The organism is Paenibacillus sp. 05T425 (assembly GCF_056396205.1).
Genome location: NZ_JBFTLA010000043.1, coordinates 1 through 1,175, shown reverse-complemented (window position 1 = coordinate 1,175; position 1,175 = coordinate 1). Strand labels below are relative to the sequence as shown.

Genomic DNA, 1,175 nt, shown 5'->3' with positions numbered 1-1,175 from the left:
AGGCTGCTTTCTGCTTATCTAAAGAGATGTCTGGAGTAGATTTTTGTTAGACAAAGCACATCAAACACCAAACAGAAATAAAAGCTATAAAATATATGAACTAAAACAACAACACGATTGTGACACAAGCCATGTGTCGGACGACAAGAACATATATGCATATGAAACCGCGTAAATAGCGGTTTTTTTGTTTTAAGGATATAAGTTCTTGTCCAAACTCGAGGACAAGAACTTATATCCTTAACCGAAATGGACAAGAACTTGTATCCTTAGCCACAAGCCATTAGATGAAGGTACCCGCTGCTCCAAAGGGCTCATCGGCTTTTGTTATATTACACATGAGAGCTTTCGGTCAATCCGCTAACGGGAGGAAATAGCTCAACGACATGACGGCAACCGGCCACGCGATCGATTGCCATTGTTCGTTGTAGTAATGGGCAGATTACACTAATGAATACACTTCCCTTACCTGGACAGATTAATTTGTGATAGGTGAAATAAGTAAAGAGAGGGGAATTCTCTTGAAAGTTTTAATTTGCTTTGTAATCCTACTTTCAATGGTCGGAACGCAAACCACTATTTGTAATGCAATCGGTAAGAAGCCACTTGAGGACTCGAGGGAACTGCAACTTCAAGATATGCTGGTGTTACTTTTACTACCGCATATGCGAGAGAAGCTTGCTGAGGTATATTCAGATGTATTTTTAGTACCAGGATCACCAGATATTTATCCTTATTTTGTTGATGTAACACACACCGAAAGAGTCAATGGTTTCCGTGGTTTTGATTTTTTAATCAAACTTGATGTGCATCCAACAGTCGGACCTCATATCCCAGTCGGTGAAGATGTTTTTACATATCGGATCTCACCTGCTGGGGTTGAGCTAAATAATTTCGAAAATCTTATAGGACCGAATAAGTTCGATTTCCCTCCAAATTACCAAGATCTTTTGAAGTAATGGGTGCGAAAACATACAAGGAGCAGTTTGCATTACGGCAGCTGCTCCCTTTTTTTGTTAAGCTCCCTCGAAATGATTCAATTTCCTCACTCAGACTCATGAATTCGCAGGAGTTCATCCTGTAGTTAAATTGAAGAAAAGGATGATGGGAGAGCCGGTAGCTGGGAGATGGGGAAAAAGGCATGCGTAAATAAAGGGTGGATATAAAGGGTGGAT

At 40.3% G+C, this 1,175-nt stretch carries 1 protein-coding gene; it reads left to right on the top strand.

The genetic code is table 11. The annotated features are described in order from the left end of the window. Positions 1-521: 521 nt before the first annotated feature. On the top strand, positions 522-959 hold the full coding sequence (locus tag AC1DF0_RS31935) for a DUF3888 domain-containing protein (protein WP_442053501.1): 438 nt from the start codon (positions 522-524) through the stop codon (positions 957-959). Positions 960-1,175 lie beyond the last annotated feature (216 nt).